The organism is Verrucomicrobiota bacterium, from assembly GCA_016871495.1.
In the GTDB taxonomy this organism is placed as follows: domain Bacteria; phylum Verrucomicrobiota; class Verrucomicrobiia; order Limisphaerales; family VHDF01; genus VHDF01.
Genome location: VHDF01000005.1, coordinates 47,671 through 67,998 on the forward strand (window position 1 = coordinate 47,671; position 20,328 = coordinate 67,998).

Consider the following 20,328-nt stretch of genomic DNA (forward strand, 5'->3'; position numbering starts at 1 on the left):
CCATGCGCCTGCATCAAAGTTCCTTCACGATAACCGTTGCTCGAGCGCTCGGACTTGCCCTGCTGATGAGCGGCCTGATGGCCGGAGTCCGGGCCGCCGAACCGAGTTTCGCGGAGCGGTTGGGCTGGAAGCCTTCCGACGTGGTCGTCATCCTCCACGTCGATGATGTCGGCATGTCCCATGCCTCCAATCTGGGCGCGATCGAGTCCGTGGAAAAGGGAGTCGCCACCTCATGGGCGGTGATGATGCCGTGCCCGTGGGTGCCCGAAATCGCCAAATACCTCGCGGAAAACCCTGGTGTGGACAGCGGATTGCATCTGACATTGACCAGCGAATGGAAGCTGTATCGCTGGGGTCCGCTGGCGGGAAAAGCCCGTGTGCCGGGATTGACGGATCGCGAAGGCTGCCTTTGGCCATCCGTCTTGCAAGTCGTGCAACGGGCGACGCCGGACGAAATAGAGTTGGAGATTCGGGCCCAGATTGACCGGGCTCGGATCCTCGGGATGCCCATCACTCATTTGGACTCACACATGGGGACATTGTTTGCGCGTCCCGATTACTTCGAACGATTCGCCAAGGTCGGGATGGAGGAAGGGATTCCAATCCTGGCTGTGGGCGGGCATATGACTCATGCGAGGAAGGAGAATCCGGAAGCGGTGGCTAAACTCCGTCCGTGGATTCCCAAAATCTGGAACGCGGGACTGCCCGTGCTGGACGATTTGTTCACCAACACCGGAGCCTGGAAGCGAGCTGAGAAAAAGCACCGGTTGATGGAACTCTTGAAATCGTTGCGTCCCGGGGTCACGGAGATTCTCTTTCATTCCTCGAGATTGACCGAAGAACTGCCGGTCATCACGGGTTCCAGCGAGTCGAGAATGGGCGATTTAGAAGCTTTAACATCCCCGGAGGTCCGGGCGCTGATTCAAGAACGGAACATTCTTCAAACGACCTGGAAAGAATTGGCGCAGCGTCGAAAAGCAGCCAAGGCCATTGCCGAGACCCTTCCAGAACGCTGAACCTCCCGACTAACTTGATGGTGAAGTTACCCACCGTTCCGCACCCCGGCCCGGCGGAGTTCATTGGCTCACAACGTTCATTGCCGTTCATGAAACCTCGCAAGGTCCTGGCAATAATTGCATTCCGAATCTCTCACCCGATCCATCAAGGATAGGCCTCGTTCTTCGTCATGTTTTTCTCATCCAGGCCGTTGCAAATCTTCACGATCATCAACTGCCGGATTAAGAATCACTCAGCCCAGGGTTGACCCGCAACGCGGGGCTGCCCCGGGTAATCGTCCCCCCAAAGCAAAGTGATTTTGCGCAGACTGCTGCGACTGGCTTTCAGCACCGTCGCGCTCCGATGATGCCGGAACGCCGACTGGGGAGCCGGGAACCGGCCTCCTCCAGCGAACTACCCCTCTTCTCTTCCCAAAAGTGTTTGGAGTTTGTCGCGGTACGTCCGGCTAAGGGTCAGCCGCGTGCCGTTGCGCAGGATCACCATGTATTCACCGTGGAAGAGTGGCTGGAGTTCCTTGATCCGATCCACATTGACCATGGTGGATCGACTGATACGCATGAAGTTTCGTGCCGGAAGCCGGCCTTCGAGGGCGGTCATGGTCTCCCGCACCAGATGGGCGTCAGTGCCGCAATGGAGATTGACGTAGTTATCCGCGGCTTCGATCCAGTCCAAATCCTCCAGCTTGAGGAGAAGCACTTTGCCGTCGGTCTTGATGGCGAGGCGTTCGGGGCTTTTTTCATCGGGGCGCATTTTTTGCAGGAGGTCGGCGACGCGTTTTTCGAGGTCGCCTTCCTTGCGACTGCGAATCCGTTCCTGCACGCGTTGGAGGGCGAGTTCAAAACGTTCCCGATCGAATGGTTTGAGCAGGTAATCGACGGCGTGGAACTCGAAGGCTTGCAAGGCGAACTTGTCGTAGGCGGTGACGAATACGATGAGGGGCAGGGGATGACCGGCCAGTTCGCGTAACGTCCCCAAGCCATCGAGCATCGGCATCTGCACGTCGAGGAAGACCAGATCCGGCGCATCCTCGAGGATGCGCTCGACTGCTTCGCGTCCATTCGCGCATTCGCCGAGGACCTCGAAAGCGGGAGAGTCCTGGAGCAAGGAACGCAGGCGTTCGCGGGCCAGGGACTCATCATCGACGATGAGCGCGCGGATTTTTGCGGGCATGCTTGCGCGGAGGGATCGCGTCAGGACAACTCGGCACGCACCCGCTCCAGGAGTTGCTTGGTGGCTCGTATGCCCTCGGGCTCAGACATCTTGCTGCCCTCGTATTCGATGCCCACGAAGCCCCGGTAGCCCGCCTCCAGCACGATCCGCATCATGCGGTGGTAATCCGTGTGGATCTCATTCCCGGCGGCGTCGAAGTCATGGGATTTCGCGCTGACGGCCTTGGCAAAGGGCATCAATTCACGCACGCCGAGATAGCGGTCGTAGGTCTGGCCATTGCCAAGATTGAAATTGCCGAAATCGGGGAGGGTGCCGCAGTTCGGCAGCTTGACTTTGCGCATCACCCCGGCCAGCCAAGCCCCGTTGGAGGAAAGCCCGCCATGGTTTTCCACAATGACGTTGAGACCGAATCCGCGGGCGAATTCGCTCAGGGCCCGAAGCCCATCGGCCGCGCGGTCCTGCTTTTCCTCGAACGATCCCGTGGGCCCGGTTTCGGCATTCACCCGGATGGAATGACAGCCGAAGTACTTGGCCGCCTCCACCCAGCGATGATGATTGACTACGGCCTGCGCCCGCTTGGTGGGGTCGGCGTCCCCGAGAGCGCCTTCGCCGTCGATCATGATGAGCAAGATGCGGACGCCGTTGTCGGCGGCCCGACGCTTCAGTTCGGAGAGATAGCCTGTGTCGCGGGCCTTGTCCTTGTAGAATTGGTTCACCAGTTCCACTGCGGAAATGCCATAATCCAGGCGGGAGGCCTTCGGGAAATCCAGTGGATCAAGATGTTTTCCGAAAAGGGCCTTGTGGAGGGACCATTGGGCAAGGCTGATTTCGAACCGCGGCTTGGAGCGGGTTCCGAGGGCGGTGCAGCCGGCCAGGCCCGCGCCCACCGTCGCGCAGGCGGATTGAATGAGGAATGTTCGACGATTCATAAAAGGCATACGGGGTCGCAAGCGGAGTGATCAATGCGCCGGCGCCGAACCGCCCGTCTGCGCCCCGACATCCTTCGGCGGATAAAAGGCGACGGCGAGAATCACCGCAGCGACGAAGGCGAGTCCGGTCGGAATGAGAAAGAGGGACTTGTAGTCCACCACTTTGTCCACCGTGTACTTGGCGGTGAGGGGAATGAAGATCCACTTGGAAGCCAGATCGCCCGCGCCCAGCACGAGCAGATTGAAAAGTCCTTGCGCGCTGGTGCGGACATCTTTGGGAAACGCCGCGTCGATGAAAATGTAAAGCGTGGCGAAGAAAAAGGCGTAGCAGATGCCATGGAGCACCTGAACAGCGATGATGACGGCATGGTTTTGGGGAAAGAAAGCGAAGATCGCGAAGCGCGCGGCGTGGCCGAGCACCCCGATGATCATGGTCGTTTTCCAGCCGAGTTTGGTAAGCGCGGCGCCTAAAATGGCCATGGTGGCGATTTCGGCGATCTGGCCGATGCTGGTGATGGGGGTGATCCAGTGCGGCGGGATGCCGATGTTGCCGAGGAAATTGAAGATGAACACGAAGTATCCGTTATGGATCGTGGAATCGATGAACGTGACAATGAACAGAACCAGCAGGAACGGGTGCTTGAGGAGCTTGGCGGCCTTGAGCCAGGCCAGGTTTTCGTCTCCCGCCTGCGCTTTCTTGGGCGGGGTGTGCGGCAGCATGAGACTGTATCCTGCCAGCGCGAAAGAGGCCACCGCCGAGATCACGAACACCCAGCGCGTGGCTTGGATGGCCTCATCGGGCTTGATATCCTTAAGCACGAAGTAAAGCGGCCATTGCGCCGCGATCCACCCGATCGTTCCCCCCATGCGGACCGGGCCGAAGTCCTTCTGAGGATCCTTGAGGTTGGCGAAAGCGATCGAATTGGTCACCGAGATGGTGGGGACGTAAAACAGGGAATGAATGACCATCAACGCGAAGAAGCTCTCGAAGTCTTTTCTGAAGAACAGGCCGAGCATCGCCAGGCCGCCGACCAAGTGGCTGAAGGCGAGGAATCGTTCCGCGGCGAAGTTACGGTCGGCGAATTGATTGGAGAAGAAAATGCCCACCAGGGAGGCGATGGCGAAAGCGCTGCCGACCCAGGCCTGTTGTTGCGCTGTAAACCCAATGGCCGGCATGTAGCCGAAAATAGGAGGAAGCCAGGCGCCCCAGATGAAAAACTGGAGGACCATCATCAGGAACAGTTTGAATCGAATGTTGGAATTCATGATTTCAGTTTCCCGGCAGACGCGGTTCATCCAGTCACGGAGTTCCAGACCAAAGAGAGTCCGGTCGAATCCGGTCCGAGCCGAAGGATGCGTCAGGCTAATTCAAGCCCTGGAGCCAAGGCAAGCGTGCCGATGGCGCAATTCGAGAAGCCTCTGAGAAGATCCTTTCGGTGAATGCGAATGCTGGACGCAAGCTGGGCGGATGACCTGGATGGGTGGAGAATTCCTCCCTGTCCTGGAGTTCCACAGAGACGGTCGAGAATCCTGATTCTCATCGAGCCGACCGAATGCTTGATTTCATCCGTAGGATTCGTGTGATTGGTGGGCAAATTATTCCCTTAACCTTGGATTCGGTGCATCCCGATGTTGCCGGTGATGCAGGTAGGGCACGTCCGTCCCGGCGCGCCGCCGGAGCATGATGTTTTGCATCCAGTGGGCGGCGGGCTGGGACAGGCCCGCCCTACCAACAACATCGGGATACACGGCCTTGGATTTGGGGGGGTTCTGAAGCTTTGACATAGGGGGCTCGAAAGGGTATGCCCTACAAGATGATCCCATCAGCTTCCACACGGCATCCCCTCGACCGCCGGGCGTTTCTCAAGGGGATGGGCGGCATGGCGCTGGCTTTGCCCGTTCTGGACGCCATGGGCGAATCGGTGACCGACAAGACTCCACGCCGATTCTGCGCCCTTTACACCGCGAACGGCATGTCGCTTCCCAACAAGAGCCACGGCATCGATGAGTGGAGTTGGTTTCCCACCGCGGAACGGGAGGGTCAATTTGTGTTCGGAAAATCCACCGAACCGCTCGCTCCCTTTCGCCGCCAGCTCAGTTTCATGGGAGGGCTCTATCATCCGAACGGTCCGAAGACGGATCCCCACGTTTGCTCGGACATGTGGCTCACGGGCGCTCCCCTTCAAAACCCCAAACCGGGGACCTACAATTCCACGGGGCTCGACCAAATCGTCGCCCTCCACACCAAGCAATACTGCCGCCAGCCTTCTTTGGTGCTTTCCATCGACGCAGGCACGGGTTTCCTCTCCCGCACGGGCACCATCTCCTTCAACCTCGAGGGACGTCCGATTCCCGCGGAGAACAATCCCCGTCGCGTGTTCAACCGTCTTTTCCGGGCCGACCGGCAGTCCATCGAATCCGAGCGCGAAGCGCTGCGTCGTCGCATCAAACTCGTCGATGCGGTTTCCGAAAGCGCCCGATCGCTGCACCGGCGCCTGGGCCGGTCGGATCGGGAACGCATGGATCAATACCTGACTTCCCTCAGCGAAGTGGAATCGCGCTTGATTGCCTCCGAGCGTTGGATCGACGTCCCGCTCAAACCCCAGGACCATTCGCACTTGCGTTTGGACGCCACCAACGAAGGGGATCCGGCGGAGTATTACCAGGTGATGTTCGATCTGATCGCCCTGGCGTTTGACGCGGATATTACCCGATCCGTGGCGTTCATGCTCAATCGGGAGGATGGCATGGGCATCAGCGACACCTTTCCCCTCAAACTGGGGTTGAAGCACACCCACCATAATCTTTCCCACGCGGGAGACAAAGACGGCCAACTTGCCTTTGCCCGCTATGATCTTTTCCTGAGTCAACAGATTGCGAGTTTCCTCGGCCGATTGAACCAATACTCCGACCGCCAGGGCAGCGTGCTGGACAATACCATCGTCCTTTATGGCAGCGGCGCCAGCACGACCCATTATCCGAAGAATCTGCCAACCCTGGTGGCTGGAGGCGCCAATATGGGCCTGCGCCATGGGGTGTTTTGGCGGCAAGGGGAAACGCGGATGTCCAATCTCTACCTCAGCATTCTGCGGTCCATGGAAATCGAAGTGGAATCATTCGGGGATAGCACCTCGACGCTTTCGGGATCGATTTTCCGCAAAGTTTAAACTCCGCGATGGGGATGACCCCCTAAACGGGCGATTGACGGGAAAGGGGGAAAGAACACACGCTTTCCAACCAATCGCGATGCTCCTCATCACTAACTTCGTCCGTTTCCGGAAGGGAACAGGGCCGATACCAACATGTCGCTCGTGTTTCCTCCAGGGAATTGTATTTTAGCCCCGGTCAAGTTATGAATGTGCATCCTCAGTCCTCTTCCGCCAGTTGGATTCGGGAAGCCCGCCCCTTTAAGCGTGGCTTTACCTTGATCGAACTCTTGGTGGTCATCGCCGTCATCGCCATTTTGGCGGGCATGCTCTTGCCCGCGCTCTCCAAGGCCAAGGAAAAGGGCCGGCAAGCCCGCTGTTTGAGCAACCTGCGTCAGATCGGAATCGGCACGACGCTTTACGCGGATGATCACCGGGAGCTTTTCCATCACACGCCCTCGGGAGGATTTCCGAACCACGGGATGTGGTTCGCCAATCCGAGGAGCACGGTTCCTCTGGACGCCAACGATGGTCTGGCCTATTGGGGCGTGGCTTATACGCGTTATTTCGGCGGGACCAAGGAACACTATCGCTGTCCCAGCGCGAAGATTGTCGATCAATGGCGGGAGGACGGTCTCCGGTATCCGAAGGATTTCTGGCTGAATTCAACCTACGGCATCAACTCCTTCATCAACGAACCACCGGACCCCAAGAATCCGTCGTCCCGTTTGCAAGGACCCCGGAAGATCTCCTCCCTCCAAAGCCCTTCCTCGACCATTTTTGCCCAGGACGCCGCGGAGCAACGGATGGATGGGGCGGATGACACCATTGGGCTCTGGCCTGGACGGAATCAAATCCTGGAGCAATGGATTGGGAATCCGCCGGGCCGTGGCGGGCTCGGCGCCGGCTTTTATGACGGATACAAGTTCGAATGGGAATGGTACCGGCACAACAAGACGTGCGCGACGCTTTGGGTGCCCGGACATGTATCCTCGATCAAGTTTAACGGATACAACAAGGGCGTGGACTACCGGTGGTACACGGGCGACACGCCTTTGGAACAACCGCGGTGATCTGATCTCCGAACCCGAGTGCGTGTAAAAATTTAGCGGTGTGAAATTCCGACCTCAAATCGACAACACAACAACCCTATGAAACGACCCCAACGAACGACCGTGAGGCTGTCGGCGCTTGCGCTGATGGCCGCCGCGATTCCCGCCATGGCCCAGCAGACGGTCTGGCAGTGGGACTTTGACAACGGCAACCTCAACGCCACCATCGGCGGCGCGCTCCAATTTGGCGACGCTGCCACGGGGCAAGCCGCGAAATTCGGGACGACCACCAGTTTCGGCGTGCCCAACATCGGGGGCCTCGAAGCGCGCGTGATCCAGTTTCCCGCGTCCGTCGCACCCGCGGGCTTGTTGATGCCCACACCCGCGCCCAACGGAGGCGGATCCCTCGTGAACGAATACACCGTGATCATGGATGTTCTGTTCACCGGTGCCGCTCATGGAAAAATTCGTCCTTTGGTTCAGACCGACGATGGCACGGCCACCGGACGCACCTCCTACTTCACGGTCGGTGCGAACAACGGACTGGGTGCCGGCACAGGGCCGTTCCAAGGATCCCTCGTCTCAAACTCCTGGCATCGCGTCGCCTTCGTGGCCGATGCCACCACGCGCCGGATTCGCAAGTACGTGGACGGCGTGGAGGTCGGCGTTCAATCCGCAGGAACCGTGGACGGTTCGAACGCATTGACGCCCGCGGCCACCGTGGTGCTGTTCGGAGGAGAGGGGGAGAATATCGCCTCCGGATACGCCAACAGCATTCAGTTGCGCAATACCGCCCTGTCCGCCAAGCAGGTTCTGGCCCTGGGCAAGGCATCGGCCACCGGCATCCCCACCACGATCCCGCCGATTCCTTCCAATGTGGAGCAATGGATTCCGGCCGGGGAATTCGCCAATCGGAACACCGAACTGGGAGCGGTCATCGACCCCGGCAGCACCACCATTCAAGATTCGACCATCGGTTTGAAACTGGACGGCACGGCGCTGGCCAGTCCGACGATCTCCCGTTCAGGCGGGCTGATCAGGGTTTCGAAGCCCAATCCGGGACTCTTCGCTCCAGGCACCAAGCATAAGTTGGAACTGTCCTACACGGACAGTTTGGCGGGCGCGAAAACCCTCACCACGGAATTCACGGCGGCCTTGTTGTTCGAGGATTTCGAAAGCATCGTGCTGGGACCGCGAAAAGATGAAAACAACGCCAACACGGAGCCCTTCGACAAGGGCTGGACCAACCGGCCTCCGACGGGGTGGACCATCGACAACAGCAAATTCCCGGCGGTCGTCATCTCGCCTGATAATCCGGACGATGATGGAGATGGTTTTGCGGACAACGACGGGCGCACCGAATGGGCAGGTTGGAGTTTCGCCAACAAAGATTTCTGGATCGCCGCCGATAATCAGACCCGGGATCAGTTTTCCCTGGGCAAAGGAACCCTGGCCATCGCGGATCCGGACGAGTGGGACGACCTGGCTCACGCGGTTAGTTTGTTCAATTCCTTCTTGAAGACGCCCCCGGTTTCTTTGGAGGGCATCGCTCCAGGTGCTGCATTCCTCAAGTTCGATTCCAGCTGGCGTCCGGAAGGTGTCGATGATGCCAATGCGTCGAAATTTCCAACGGGCCCGAATGGCGAGGCCATCAACAACCAAACCGCGATCATTACGGTCAGCTACGATGGAAAAGCGCCCGTTCAAATCTTGAAATGGGACAGCATCGCGGGGAGTCCGACCTTTCATCCGGATATGCAAAATGAGTCCGTCCTGATTTCTCTGAACAATCCGGTCGGGGCCAAATCGATGGTCATCGAGTTCGCGCTGGTGGAAGGCGCCAATGACTGGTGGTGGGCGATCGACAATGTGGTGATCAATGCCGGCGCTTCGCCCCCGATCATTGCGCAGCAACCCAAAACGACTGAAGTCGAGGAAGGCAAGGCGGCAAGCCTGTCCGCCACCTTCACCGGTGAAGGATTGAGCTATCAATGGTTCAAGGGCCAGGGGGCGGGCAAAACTGCCGTGACAGGCGGAACCAGCGGCACGCTTTCATTCGCCGCTGCCAAGATCTCGGACTCGGGTTACTACACGCTCCAGATTAAGAATATTTCAGGCTCGGCCATGTCGATTCCCGTGCGATTGTCCGTGATCGCTGGCACCACCGGACGCGTGGCGCTGCTGACGGAGGACTTCGAAAAATCGCCCCTCGGACCCAACGTGGACGAAGGAGTGGCCGGCGACAAGGTTTGGACCAAAACCGCTCCCGAAGGGTGGTCCATCGATGACAGCAAAGTGCCGGGAGTCGGCACGGATCAGGACGGCGTGACCGAATGGGCGGGTTGGAGTTTTGCCAATCGCCTTTGGTGGTCTCAAACCGCCGGAGATCAGGAACGGTCCAAGTTCACCAAGGGTGTGGGCGCCGTGGCCATCGCGGACTCGGACGAGTGGGACGATGTCGGCCATGCCCCCGGCAACATGGAGACGATCTTGAAGACGAAGGCCGTTTCCCTCGAAGGCATCAAAGCGGGCACGGTGGTTTTGAAGTTCGATTCCAGTTGGCGTCCGGAAACGCCCCAGCGAGCCAGTGTGATGGTCAGCTTCGATGGATCCGCGCCTGTTTCCATTCTCGATTACAATTCCGATCCGGCGAACGCGGACTTCCGCCCGGATGAAATGAATGAAACGATTTCGCTGGCCATCGCTAATCCAGCCGGCGCCAAGCAAATGGCGGTGCATTTCCGGTACTTCGAGACCCGCAACAATTGGTGGTGGGCGATCGACAACCTGTCGGTGCTTGGCGAGAAGGCTCCCGTGGGCGATCCATTGCTGGCCGACTTGGTGGCTTATCTGCCGTTCGACGGCGACGTGAAGGACGCCAGCGGTCGGAACAATAACGGCACGGCGGTCGGCAACCCCGGTTTCGCCGCCGGCAAAGTCGGTGCGTCCGCCCTTTCCTTCACCTCGAAGAAGGATGGCAGTTCATTCAACTACGTGAGCCTGGGCACGCCGGCCGATCTCGATTTCGGCACGGCCACCAGCTTCTCCGTGGCCTTCTGGGCCAAGCTGGCTCCCGGTTCGTGGACCGGCGACCCCTCGTTCCTGGCCAACAAGGACTGGGGCAGCGGCAACAACCGCGGCTGGGTCATCGCCACCGACGGCGATGGACGTGTGCAATGGAACCTGGGCGGCAAGCTCGACAACACCAACGGTGACCGCAAAGACTTTGATAGTCCAGGCGGCGTCTTCAGCGACGGTAATTGGCATCACATCGTGGTCTCCTTCAATCGCAATGGTACGGGCATCACTTATGTGGATGGCAAGAAGTTCGCCAGTCGTGAAGCCACTCCCCGCACGGAGATCCCCATCGCCAGTCCGGCCAACAATTTGTCCACCCCAGCCGGCCAAGGCACCAGCATTGGCCAGGATGGCACAGGGAAGTACACCGACGGGGGCGGCGTGGGCATCGATAATGGGTTGATCGACGAGGTGGCGATCTGGCGCCGCGCCTTGAATGAGACTGAAGCGGCAGCTGTCTTCGCCCGCGGTCAAAGCGGCGTGCCGGTAACCGGGGATCCTGTCCTGCGTGACTTGGTAGCCTATCTGCCCTTCGACGGCAACACTCAGGACGCCAGCGGACGCGGCAACAACGGCACCGCAGTCGGTGCTCCTGGTTTCGTGGCAGGCAAAGTCGGTTCCGGAGCTCTCTCCTTCACCTCGAAGAAGGACGGTACCTCCTTCAACTATGTCACGTTGGGAAATCCCGCCGATCTGAATTTCGGTTCGAGCACGAGTTTCTCAGTGTCCTACTGGGCGAAGCTGGCCCCCGGCTCTTGGACGGGCGATCCCGCCTTCCTTTCGAACAAGGATTGGGGCAGTGGCAACAACCAAGGCTGGGTGATCGCGACGGATGGAGACGGACGCCTCCAATGGAACCTGGGGGGCAAACTCGACAACTCCAACGGTGACCGCAAGGATTTTGACAGTCCCGGCGGTGTCTTCAGCGATGGCAACTGGCATCATATCGCCGTAACCTTCGACCGCGCAGGAGCAGGCATTGCTTACGTGGATGGAAAGAAGTTTGCCAGCCGCGAGGCAACGCCGCGTTCAGAGATTCCGATTGCCACTCCGGCGAACAACTTGTCCACCCCGGCCGGCAAATCGACCAACATCGGCCAGGACGGGACCGGCAAATACACCGATGGCGGTGGAGTCGGCGTGGACAACGGCCAGATCGACGAAGTGGCGATCTGGCGCCGTGTGCTCACCGCCCAGGAAGTCACGGCGGTGTTTGATCGCGGAAGCCGCGGCCAAAGCTTGAACGGCCCGGCCCCGGCGGAAGCCGTGAAATTCTCGAAAGTCAGTGTTTCGGGTGGCAACGTTTCGCTGGACCTGACCGGAGGGAAAGGGCCATTCCTGGTCCAAACCAAAGTCAGCCTGTCGGACGCGCAATGGATCAACCTGCTCACCACCCCGGATAGCAAGGTCGCGCTGCCTCAGTTGGCTCCGACGGGGTTCTACCGAATTCTGGAGCAGGCTTCAGCCAGTGTGGAATTATATCAGGCCACGCTTTCGGGCGCGGCGGAGAATCCTCCCGTGACCACGGGGGCATCGGGCAGGGCGCTGCTGTCGTTGGAAGGCGATCGCTTGATCTACATCGTGTATTACACGGGTCTTTCGGCCCCGGCGACCGCCGCCCATGTGCATGGCCCGGCGGATCCCAAAACCAACGCAGGAGTCATCTTCGCGCTGACTCCCGTCCAAGGCTTCGGAACTTCCGGGCTGTTGTTTGGCAGCCAAACCCTGACCGCTGAGCAGAAGGGCGGGTTGGCGGCGGGTGTCGGCTACATCAACATTCACACCTCGACCAATCCGGGTGGGGAGTTGCGCGGTCAGATCGTGAAATAACGAAGGCCGTTCATGGATTTCCGGCCCCCGTGTGGGGGCTGGACCGGCGGGCTGCGGCGGCGCAACCGTGTGTCGCCCCGCAGCCCGCTTCTTTTTCCCGGTTTATCGTTGCGCCTTTTTGGGCGGTTATGGCTTCATTCCCCCCACGGCCAACGCGAACCGCAGCCATTGCCCGCCAACAACAAGGCGGGTTGGATTTGCGCGCGAGGGCTCGAAAGAACATGACGTTTGAAGTTCATGACACGGTGTCGAATGAGAATCTACTACTCCGGGCGCGTTCAGGGAGTGGGATTTCGTTACGCCGTGAAAACACTCGCCCCAGGGTACGAATTGTCAGGAACAGTTCGGAACCTCGACGATGGGCGGGTGGAATTAGTCGCCGAGGGGAGCCGCGAGGAGTTGGATGCTTTTCGGGAAGGCGTAAAGAGTGCTGGAGTGGGGCAATTCATTCGAAACGAGGAAATCGTTTGGGAACCTCCGGTCGGGGGACTAAAGGGGTTTGAAATCATTCGTTAGTTCCGAGTCATCATCTCCATGAAGTACGCCATTATTGCCGACATCCATGCCAATCTGGAAGCGTTGCAGGTGGTGCTGGATGATGCCCAGAAATTGCGGTGCACGCACTATGCCTGCCTGGGAGATGTCGTCGGCTACAATGCCAATCCCAAAGAATGCCTCGACATCGTCCGCAACATGAACATGCCCTGCGTCAAGGGCAACCATGACGAACTGTGTTCGGCCGACACGGCCGCGGAAGGATTCAATCCGCACGCAGCCGAAGCGGTGAATTGGACACGAGAGCAACTGCCGGAGGAAGATCGCAAGTGGCTTCGCGATTTGAAGTACATCCGGCTGGTGGCCAGCTTTTCGATCGTGCATGCCACCTTGGACGCCCCCCAGCGTTGGGGTTATGTTTTCAGCAAGCTGGATGCCGCCGCGAGTTTCACGTATCAGAACACGGCGGTGTGTTTCCACGGCCATACCCATGTGCCGGTGGCGTTCATTCGGGATAGCGTCATTCGGAGCGGTAACTACACAAAGTTCCGCGTCGAACCCGGACGCAAATACTTCGTCAACGTCGGCAGCGTCGGGCAGTCCCGCGATGGGGTCGCCAAGGCCACGTATGTCGTCTACGATCTGGATGAAGGTTCCATCGAACTACGCCGGCTCGACTATGACATCGCCGTGACGCAGGAAAAAATTCTCAAAGCCGGCCTTCCTCCCCGATTGGCGGAACGGCTCGCTCTCGGGCGCTGACCTCCCCGAACCGCCGGGATGGACCCCTGGAAATTCGGGCGGTGAAAGTCCTGATTCTCAAGCCGAGTTCGTTGGGCGACGTGGTGCACGCACTCCCGGTCGCGCGACTGCTCAAACTCCAGTTCCCCCAGGCTGAAATCCATTGGTGGATCCTGCGCGGATTGATGCCCTTGCTCGAGACGGATCCGGATCTCGACGTTCTCCATCCATTCGATCGCGAAGGGTGGTCCAATCCCTCCGTCTGGATGAGCGCCGCGTCCGGCTTGTCCGCCATGCGGCGGTCGCGCTACGAATGGGTGATCGACCTCCAAGGCCTGTTTCGCAGCGGCCTGATGTCCTGGCTCGCCGAAGGAGAATTGACCCTTGGACTCGATGATCATGGTGAGGGAGCGCGAGGGTTTTACGACGTGACGCTGACGCGCCCCAGCGCAACGACCCACGCGGTGGATTACAACCTCACGGTTTGCCGGGCGTTGAACATCCCCGTGGACCGTCCCTTCGAGTGGCTGCCTCGACGTCCGCGCGTGGCGGAGACCGTGGCGAAGCAACTTGGCCGCCTGGGGTCGGGGAAAGTCATCGCGATCCAGCCCGGAGCGCGTTGGGAGACCAAGCGCTGGCCCATTGCATTCTTCGTCGAACTGGCCCGCAGGCTTCAGTCCGAACTCGGAGAGGTTCGTCTGCTGATCCTGGGGGGGGCGAATGAGCGAGGGCTGAGCGGGATGATTTCGCGGGCGAGCATCCCGGGATGCCACGATCTTGCCGGCACGCTTTCCCTTCCCGAATTGGTGGAATGGATCCGGCTTTGCGATTTGCTCATTACCAATGACACAGGGCCCATGCATCTCGGCGCCGCCATGGACGTGCCAACCCTGGCGCTGTTTGGTCCCACGACTCCGTGGCGGACCGGCCCCTATGGGCAGATGGATCGCGTCCTGAGCCAGGCGACTCCTTGTGCGCCATGTTTTCAGGGAGTCTGCAACAACGCAATCGACTTGGCCTGTCTTCGTGGCATTTCCCCCGAACGAGTGGCTCAACGCGCGATCGAGATCCTGGAAGCACCCCGCCGAAGTTCACCTTGGGCAGCTCGGAGTTCATCGGCAAACTTCGAGGCGGCGCCCGGGGAAGCATGATTTTTAAACCTTAACCCTTCCGACTAACTTGATGCTCAAGTTACTCACCATTCCGCACCCCCGCCCGGCGGAGTTCTTTTGCTAAAAGCGGCCATTGAACGTGGCAAAGATATGCAAACGCCTGGATGAGAAAGACATGAAGAAGCACGAGGCCTATCCTTGATGGATCTGGTCAGTGATTCGTCTTCGGAGCGCGACGGTGCTGAAAGGCAGTCGCAGCAGACCGAGCAGAATCACTTCGTTGTTGGGGGACGAGTGCCCAGGGCAATCACGGCGTGCATGCGGATCTCCCGAGGTGTCCATGCACCTCGGTCCGGGAGGGCGGCGTTCCACCGCCGTCCCACCTTTTCAGAGGGTGATCAAGATGGGCTGCGGTGGAACGCAGCCCTCCCGGCGTGGTTCCTCGTCCCAATGCGAGTCCAAGATGGGAGGTTAACCGCGACGGACAGGGCGGAGCCGGGGGAGGACCGTCCCGCGGGGACGAACGAAACAGCCATTCTCAATTTGGGGAGCGCGGCTGTGTCGGAGACCAGCCGCAGCGCGCGGACAGTTCGGAAGACTCCAGATTTTTCAACGTGCGGCGGCTGGCCAAACGACGACCCAGGCGTGCTCCAACACCCCCGAATGTTGCACGGTTCCTTATCCCAGAAAGTTGACCACGAAAGTGAAGCGGAGCAGGGGAGGGCGCCCGAGCTTGGCCCAGGGGCATCGAGCGGTTTTCTGGCGGGCCCCATGCCGCCGACGCGCAAGCCCGAGAGAAATAGCAGCTCCGTCATTGCTCTTGAGGAACGAGGGATGCTCGAGAGGGTCTGGCGCAAACCGTAGAGCGTCAGGCACCGATCCATCACCGCCTTCCATTGAAAGCGCCTGAGGATTTCCTGCCGCCCGTGTATTCCCATCGTCTCCCGGAGTTCCGGTTCATCCCGGAGCCGCTCCAGCGCATGACGGAGCGATGGGGGCTGATTCGGTTCCGTAAGAAGTCCGGTGATTTCGTGAGTGACAATTTCCGGCAAACTGGCAACCCGCGTAGCGACGACCGGAAGGCCGCAGGCCATGCCTTCGAGCAAGGTTTGGCCCAGTAATTCAGGGATCGCCGTTTCCGTGCCGTCAGGAAGACGGTGGACGCTGGGCAAGACCAAACAGTGGGCGGCACGATAATGGGAAACCAAAGCCTCGTCGGGGCATTCGTGGAAAAAACGCACCGGTTTCCCATGAGCAAGCGTCTCCAGGGATCGCGCGTAGGCTTGATGGTAAGGTTTTCCAACAATCGCCAACTCCATGCCCTGGGGAAGCGCTTCGATCAAATCGTGGATGCCCTTGTGTGGAACAAGACGTCCCACAAAAAGCACTTTGAACGGGCGCGGCGGAATGCGGGCCGGGCCGGGTGAGAACCGATCCGCGTCCACTCCGCCGTAGATCACGTGCGCGTTCGTGCGCCGGGCGTGGCCAAAGACCTCACGGCTGAATTGGCTCAGATGCAAATGGCCGCGAAACCAGGTGTCCGTCGAAACGTAAGCCGAAAGGTCCCAGCCACCTCCGCCCAGATCGCTGACGAATACTTTGCTTCCAGTGCATCGTCCGAACAAGGCGGCCAGGCTGGTGGCGAGGACATGTTGTTGGTGACACTGCACGATTTCCGCGCCGGCCAGGGCTTTGAACATGCTCCAGTGGAAGGGATTTGTGGATTGGCCTCGGATGCGGCGGGCGGGTCCGAGCACCGAGATTTCCAGTCCATGTTCTTTGCGGGAAGCGGAGGTGGTGCCGAAGGCAACGAGGCGGGTTGGCACTGCGGAGGACATGTGGCGAGCGAGTTCATAGGCCTAACGCTCGGCGCCTCCGATGATGCCCAGTTCGGCGTCAAAGAGCGCCGGCACCAGATGAACCACCCTGGGTTTCATGGGTTGAGATGGGATTCAGGGCGAAAGAATGGCCTAAGCGCAGCCGCATCGAAAGCCAATTTGATGTCTCCGATATATTGCACAATGTATGTTATATTTCATTATGAATGACCTGCAATTCCCTTTTGATCTGGCTGTTATCGTTGCATTTCATGCCGGACGATCTTCCTGAGCAGGCTTGCCCAACCTCCGCCTCAACCGTTACATCTCTTGGGTGCGTTTTCTCCCGGTCTCGGCCCCCACGCTGATCCTCCTCACGTTGATTGCCCTCTGGGCAGGTTGTCAAAGTCCTCAACAACCCGCGCCCGCAATCACGGATCTTTCGGACTCACCGCGTTTGGCCCGGGATCCCGCCCGGATCTCATCGACCGAAGTTCGCGAAAACGAACCCGAAATTCCCGCCCGTGATGCCCTGCGCCCACAACCCCAGCCAACTCCGCCAGCCACGAACCGTGCTCCGGCGGAAACCCTCACGCGTTCTCCATTGGATACGAAACCCCGCAGGGCCAAAACCCCTCTCCGCCTCGAATGGATTTCTCTGGCGCAATGGTGCCAGGAGCATCGGTTGGCAGAACCTCGCAAGTTACCCGGCGAAAACTTTGTCCAGGAAATCAAGTCCTCGTCTGGGCTGGTAACGCTGACCTTGGGCAGTCATACCGCCACCTGGAATGGTGTCCAGTTCTGGCTTGGTTTCGCACCGCGATCGCAGCGGGGCGTGCTGCATCTCCACAGCCTCGATCTCGAGAAACATCTCCGTCCCTTGTTGCTGCCCGATCCGGATTTGACACCCATTCAGCGCACCGTTGTCCTGGATCCGGGACATGGCGGCGACAACCTGGGCACCCGCTCGATCCTGCGCGCGGCTTATGAGAAGGATTATGCTTTGGATTGGGCTCGACGACTGGCGCCGCTCCTGGCCGCTCAAGGCTGGCAAGTCTTTCTCACACGCACGAACGACCGCGCGCTTTCCATCACGGAACGCGTCGAGTTCACAAGCGAGAAACAGGCGGTTCTCTTCATCAGCCTCCACTTCAACTCCATTCCGGGCCATCCCAACCAGCGGGGGCTCGAGACCTACGCCCTGGCTCCTCAGTGGATGCCATCGCATCATTCCCGAGATGGTGGAGAACCGATCGCGTTTGCGCTGCCCGGAAATGCTCATGACGAGAAGAACTTCCTGTCGGCCATGAAAATTCACGCGTCCCTCCTCAAGGCCACGAAGGCTCCTGATCGCGGCGTGCGGCGGGCGCGGTTCATGGGGGTCTTGCGCAACCAATCTCAGCCCGCGGTTCTCATTGAGGGCGGCTACTTAACCTCGCCTTCCGAATCCCGGAACATCGATCATCCCGACTACCGGCAGAAGCTGGCGGAAGCGGTGGCGGCGGCGCTTGATTGACGTCTCGTTTCCTGATGCCGCATTCCCCTGCTCCATCCGCACGCGCCACGAGTTTTGACTCGCAGCCATGGAATCGAGTGTTGATCACCGGTGGCGCCGGATTCATCGGCTCGCATTTGATCGACCGGTTCCTCGCGGAGGGAAAAACGATCACGGCCATTGACGATCTCTCCACGGGCCGGCCGGAGAACCTTGCGCTGGCGCGAGCCTCCGATCGGTTTCGTTTCATCACCGGCAAAGTCTCCACTCTGCCGAACCTTTCCTCATTGATCGAGGATTCCGATCTCGTCATCCATCTGGCGGCGGCAGTCGGTGTGGAATTGGTCGTCAAGTCGCCGATCCAAACGATCGAGACGAATCTCCAGGAAACGCGCGCGCTGCTGGAAGCGAACCGGTCGCGCGTTCCGGTTGTGCTTGCGTCCACCTCCGAGGTTTACGGCAAGAGTGCGAAAGAGGCGTTTTCCGAGGATGATGATCTGCTCATCGGACCTTCCCATCTCGGACGCTGGAGCTATGCGTGCTCGAAGTTGATGGATGAATTCCTGGCCATGGCCCACAGCCAGGAGCGCGGACTGCCCGTTCTCATTGTGCGGCTTTTCAACACGGTTGGACCGCGCCAGACCGGCGCCTACGGCATGGTGCTCCCGCGGTTCATCGAAGCCGCCCGGCGCGGCGATCCCTTGCGAGTCTATGGCAATGGAGAGCAATCGCGCTGCTTTGGTTTCGTCGAGGATGTGGTGGAAGCGATCGGACTTTTGATTCGCCAGCCCCGCGCCTGGGGCCAGGTGGTCAATGTGGGGTCCGATTGCGAAATCACCATCGAACAGCTCGCCCGCCAAATCATCCGGGAGTTGGGATCCCGCTCCTCCGTCGTGAAGATCCCCTACTCCGAGGCCTACGCTCCGGGATTCGAGGACATGAACCGGAGAAAACCGGTCATCCAAAAACTGATCGGCCTCACCGGTTACAAACCCTCAACACCGTTGACCGAGATCATCCGCAGGACGGCGGAATATTCATCCCTCCGAAGTTGATCGTCCGCCGTAGAATTCCGAAGCTCCGGTCCGTGCGGTGCCTCCAGAGGTTGTCGGTGACCGGGTTGTCTTGGTAACGCAGACAGCCCTGTCTGCTGTTTCGCAGGCTGCCCAGCCTGCGGGGCGACGAAGGGAACCCGGCGCGTGGAGAGCATGGAAGGGCCTCGTCCTTCACCCCCCCGGACCGACGGGCCGTCGGCGATACGGCAGGCTGGGCAGCCTGCGCCATACGACAGACAACTTCGGGCCGTGGCATGAAGCCAAAATGAAACCGCCGCGCCAGGGAACCCGGCACGGCGGTCGAGAGTCGGTTTGACGGGGAATAGGAATTAGTTCCGCCGCACGGTGGTGTTTTCGCCCATCCAACGGACATCGACCCACGAATCGCGGGCCGGAACATTCAGAGCCAGTCCGGAGGCGTAGCGGACCTTGGGCTTGATGGTATTGCCAATCCACTTGTGGATTTCGGAGTGTCCGTCGGCGAAGGAGAACCCACAAGCGCCATTGTGGTAAGAGGCAGGCATATCGATAATCTGAGCGGTGCCCATGGCCTCGGAACCCGTGCAGGCATTGGCGAAAGCCGCGTCATTGATGCTGTCCGGGTGTTCATCCACAAAAACCCAGGTTTTCGATGCGCTCACAATTTGGGAGGCTTTGGCATAGGTCAGCCACACCGTCTGGCTCTGGTTATAGTTCTTATCCAGCCACTCGCCGTTGCCGAAAACCTGGCTCATGGAGTTGCTGCGAATTCTGGGAACTTTTTGGCCGCGGACCGTGACGCGGGCGAGATCCGCGGGGCACTTGAAAACATCGAAGGAGCGCCCCACAAACGGGAACATGGGACTGTTCGTGATGTATCGCTCATTGGCCGAATCCGCTCCGTAATCGACGTTGCCTTCGATCCAGTTGACGCGGCGCAGGTTGTTGACCGCCAGTCCCTGGGCGGCCAGCAGCACGTCGCTGTTGTCCTCGGCATAAAGAATGAAACCCAGGCCGAGCTGCCGGGTGTTGTTCATGCACTTGATGCCCTGGGCCTTGGTCTTGGCTTTGGACAGTGCAGGCAGGAGCATGCCCGCCAGGATGGCGATGATGGCGATGACCACCAGCAATTCGATGAGGGTAAAACCCTGCTTCGCCGCTCTAAACAGGCCGGATTTCCGAGGTTCGGAATACAATTTCATAAGTTTCAAAAGTCGCTGGGAGACAATATGGAACCGACATCCGATGGTGCAAGTGTGTTTCTCCAAGCACAGCGGTCTGCGGTGCATCCCGATGTTGCCGGTGATGCAGGTAAGGCGCGTCCGTCCCGGCGCGCCGCCGGAGCATGATGTTTTGCATCCCGTGGGCGGCGGGCTGGGACAGGCCCGCCCTACCAACAACCTCGGGATACA

At 59.6% G+C, this 20,328-nt stretch carries 14 protein-coding genes; 9 read left to right on the forward strand and 5 right to left on the reverse strand.

Translation table 11 applies throughout. From position 1 onward, the window contains the following. Positions 1-2: 2 nt before the first annotated feature. Complete coding sequence (locus FJ404_02235) at positions 3-1,016, forward strand: ChbG/HpnK family deacetylase (protein ID MBM3821703.1); 1,014 nt, start codon at positions 3-5, stop codon at positions 1,014-1,016. A 394-nt stretch (positions 1,017-1,410) separates the two neighbouring features. On the opposite strand, the gene FJ404_02240 is transcribed toward FJ404_02235, so the two are convergent. From FJ404_02240 to FJ404_02250, 3 genes are read right to left on the reverse strand one after another with little or no spacing between them, the layout of a single operon-like run. Then, positions 1,411-2,187 (reverse strand): response regulator transcription factor, encoded by a 777-nt coding sequence (locus tag FJ404_02240; GenBank protein ID MBM3821704.1) that lies wholly within the window; start codon positions 2,185-2,187, stop codon positions 1,411-1,413. A gap of 20 nt (positions 2,188-2,207) precedes the next feature. Beyond that, the gene (locus FJ404_02245; protein ID MBM3821705.1) at positions 2,208-3,116 is read right to left on the reverse strand and encodes a sugar phosphate isomerase/epimerase; all 909 of its coding nucleotides are present in this window, start codon (positions 3,114-3,116) and stop codon (positions 2,208-2,210) included. A 30-nt stretch (positions 3,117-3,146) separates the two neighbouring features. After that, positions 3,147-4,382 (reverse strand): MFS transporter, encoded by a 1,236-nt coding sequence (locus FJ404_02250; GenBank protein MBM3821706.1) that lies wholly within the window; start codon positions 4,380-4,382, stop codon positions 3,147-3,149. Between the two features lie 548 nt (positions 4,383-4,930). Between FJ404_02250 and FJ404_02255 the strand changes: the two genes are divergently transcribed. The 6 genes from FJ404_02255 (at position 4,931) to FJ404_02280 (ending at position 14,609) form a co-directional block, all read left to right on the forward strand. Beyond that, positions 4,931-6,283 (forward strand): DUF1552 domain-containing protein, encoded by a 1,353-nt coding sequence (locus FJ404_02255; protein MBM3821707.1) that lies wholly within the window; start codon positions 4,931-4,933, stop codon positions 6,281-6,283. 185 nt (positions 6,284-6,468) lie between these two features. Then, on the forward strand, positions 6,469-7,335 hold the full coding sequence (locus FJ404_02260; GenBank protein MBM3821708.1) for a type II secretion system protein: 867 nt from the start codon (positions 6,469-6,471) through the stop codon (positions 7,333-7,335). Between the two features lie 78 nt (positions 7,336-7,413). Further along, positions 7,414-12,222: a CHRD domain-containing protein gene (locus FJ404_02265; protein ID MBM3821709.1), complete on the forward strand. Its 4,809-nt coding sequence runs from the start codon at positions 7,414-7,416 to the stop codon at positions 12,220-12,222. A 237-nt stretch (positions 12,223-12,459) separates the two neighbouring features. After that, entirely contained in the window at positions 12,460-12,738 is a 279-nt protein-coding gene (locus FJ404_02270; protein MBM3821710.1) for an acylphosphatase, read from the forward strand. Between the two features lie 18 nt (positions 12,739-12,756). After that, positions 12,757-13,479: a metallophosphoesterase family protein gene (locus FJ404_02275; GenBank protein MBM3821711.1), complete on the forward strand. Its 723-nt coding sequence runs from the start codon at positions 12,757-12,759 to the stop codon at positions 13,477-13,479. 41 nt (positions 13,480-13,520) lie between these two features. Then, a complete protein-coding gene (locus FJ404_02280; GenBank protein ID MBM3821712.1) occupies positions 13,521-14,609 on the forward strand; it encodes a glycosyltransferase family 9 protein in 1,089 nt (362 codons plus the stop codon). Between the two features lie 359 nt (positions 14,610-14,968). Here the strand turns inward: FJ404_02280 and FJ404_02285 are convergent, their stop codons facing one another. After that, positions 14,969-16,408, reverse strand: a complete 1,440-nt coding sequence (locus FJ404_02285; GenBank protein MBM3821713.1) for a glycosyltransferase family 4 protein — start codon at positions 16,406-16,408, stop codon at positions 14,969-14,971. A 277-nt stretch (positions 16,409-16,685) separates the two neighbouring features. Between FJ404_02285 and FJ404_02290 the strand changes: the two genes are divergently transcribed. Both FJ404_02290 and FJ404_02295 read left to right on the forward strand, forming a co-directional pair. Then, complete coding sequence (locus FJ404_02290) at positions 16,686-17,903, forward strand: N-acetylmuramoyl-L-alanine amidase (protein MBM3821714.1); 1,218 nt, start codon at positions 16,686-16,688, stop codon at positions 17,901-17,903. 14 nt (positions 17,904-17,917) lie between these two features. Continuing rightward, positions 17,918-18,937 (forward strand): NAD-dependent epimerase/dehydratase family protein, encoded by a 1,020-nt coding sequence (locus FJ404_02295; protein MBM3821715.1) that lies wholly within the window; start codon positions 17,918-17,920, stop codon positions 18,935-18,937. Positions 18,938-19,266: 329 nt separating this feature from the next. On the opposite strand, the gene FJ404_02300 is transcribed toward FJ404_02295, so the two are convergent. Further along, positions 19,267-20,118 (reverse strand): type II secretion system protein, encoded by an 852-nt coding sequence (locus FJ404_02300; protein MBM3821716.1) that lies wholly within the window; start codon positions 20,116-20,118, stop codon positions 19,267-19,269. Between the last annotated feature and the right edge of the window lie 210 nt (positions 20,119-20,328).

Coding starts and splice junctions, on each gene's coding strand:
- FJ404_02250 (MBM3821706.1), bottom strand. CDS start 4,382: ATGAATTCCAACATTCGATTCAAACTGTTCCTGATGATGGTCCTCCAG.
- FJ404_02300 (MBM3821716.1), bottom strand. CDS start 20,118: ATGAAATTGTATTCCGAACCTCGGAAATCCGGCCTGTTTAGAGCGGCG.
- FJ404_02235 (MBM3821703.1), top strand. CDS start 3: ATGCGCCTGCATCAAAGTTCCTTCACGATAACCGTTGCTCGAGCGCTC.
- FJ404_02285 (MBM3821713.1), bottom strand. CDS start 16,408: ATGTCCTCCGCAGTGCCAACCCGCCTCGTTGCCTTCGGCACCACCTCC.
- FJ404_02275 (MBM3821711.1), top strand. CDS start 12,757: ATGAAGTACGCCATTATTGCCGACATCCATGCCAATCTGGAAGCGTTG.
- FJ404_02295 (MBM3821715.1), top strand. CDS start 17,918: ATGCCGCATTCCCCTGCTCCATCCGCACGCGCCACGAGTTTTGACTCG.
- FJ404_02265 (MBM3821709.1), top strand. CDS start 7,414: ATGAAACGACCCCAACGAACGACCGTGAGGCTGTCGGCGCTTGCGCTG.
- FJ404_02270 (MBM3821710.1), top strand. CDS start 12,460: ATGACACGGTGTCGAATGAGAATCTACTACTCCGGGCGCGTTCAGGGA.
- FJ404_02245 (MBM3821705.1), bottom strand. CDS start 3,116: ATGAATCGTCGAACATTCCTCATTCAATCCGCCTGCGCGACGGTGGGC.
- FJ404_02260 (MBM3821708.1), top strand. CDS start 6,469: ATGAATGTGCATCCTCAGTCCTCTTCCGCCAGTTGGATTCGGGAAGCC.
- FJ404_02240 (MBM3821704.1), bottom strand. CDS start 2,187: ATGCCCGCAAAAATCCGCGCGCTCATCGTCGATGATGAGTCCCTGGCC.
- FJ404_02255 (MBM3821707.1), top strand. CDS start 4,931: ATGATCCCATCAGCTTCCACACGGCATCCCCTCGACCGCCGGGCGTTT.